The sequence below is a fragment of the Streptomyces prasinopilosus genome, assembly GCF_001419695.1.
GTDB classification, from domain to species: Bacteria; Actinomycetota; Actinomycetes; order Streptomycetales; family Streptomycetaceae; genus Streptomyces; species Streptomyces prasinopilosus.
The window spans coordinates 1-1,043 of the sequence record NZ_LIRG01000610.1 but is presented as its reverse complement, the minus strand read 5'-3'; the positions used below and the strand labels follow the sequence as shown (position 1 = coordinate 1,043).

Here is a 1,043-nt window from a genome sequence, read left to right as displayed (position 1 = left end):
GCTTCACCGCGACCCGCCGGTCCAGCCGCTTGTCGTAGGCCGTCCAGACCTGGCCCATGCCGCCCTGCCCGATGAGCGTGGACAGTTCGTAGCGGCCGGGGCCCCGGCAACGACCGGGGTGACGGGTGGGCGTGACGGCGAAACGGGTGATCGCCGGCCGCTACGAACTGTCCACGCTCATCGGGCAGGGCGGCATGGGCCAGGTCTGGACGGCCTACGACAAGCGGCTGGACCGGCGGGTCGCGGTGAAGCTCCTGCGCCCGGACAAGGTGGCCGGCCAGGAGGCCGACGAACTGCGCCGCCGCTTCGTGCGCGAGTGCCGGGTGACGGCCCAGGTCGACCATCCGGGCCTGGTCACCGTGCACGACGCGGGCAGCGAGGACGGCGACCTGTTCCTCGTCATGCAGTACGTCGACGGCGCCGACCTCGGCGACCACCTCGCCGAACACGCGCCGTACCCGTGGCAGTGGGCGGTCTCGGTGGCCGCGCAGCTGTGTGCCGCGCTGAGCGCGGTGCACGCCGTGCCGATCGTCCACCGCGACCTCAAACCGCGCAACGTGATGGTGCGGCAGGACGGCACGGTCACCGTGCTCGACCTGGGCGTCGCCTCCGTGATGGACAGCGACACCACGCGCCTGACGCACACCGGTTCGCCCATAGGCTCGCCCGCCTACATGGCCCCCGAGCAGGCGATGGGCGGTGCGGTCGGCCCGTACACGGACCTGTACGCGCTCGGTGTGCTGCTGCACGAACTGCTCAGCGGCGACGTGCCCTTCGCGGGCTCCACGGCGCTCGGCGTGCTGCACCGGCACCTCTACGAGGCGCCGGTGCCGGTGCGNNGGTGCCCGAGGCGCTGGAGGCACTGGTGCTGCGCCTGCTCGCCAAGGACCCGCAGCACCGTCCCGCCTCCGCCCAGGAGGTCTACGAGCACCTGACGCTGCTGCTGCCGTCGCGGGGCACGCCCACCGGGGCGTCCCTCGACCCCACGCGTCCCTTCCTGCGCCCGCACGCCCCCTGGCCGGACCTGTCTCTGATACACATCC

General features: G+C 72.8%; 2 pseudogenes. Both read left to right on the top strand.

What is annotated here, in order from left to right:
* Positions 1–194 precede the first annotated feature (194 nt).
* Positions 195–838, top strand: a pseudogene (locus AOK18_RS23190) (serine/threonine-protein kinase); the annotation flags it as partial.
* A gap of 2 nt (positions 839–840) precedes the next feature.
* A pseudogene (locus AOK18_RS34595) lies at positions 841–1,043 on the top strand (serine/threonine protein kinase); the annotation flags it as partial.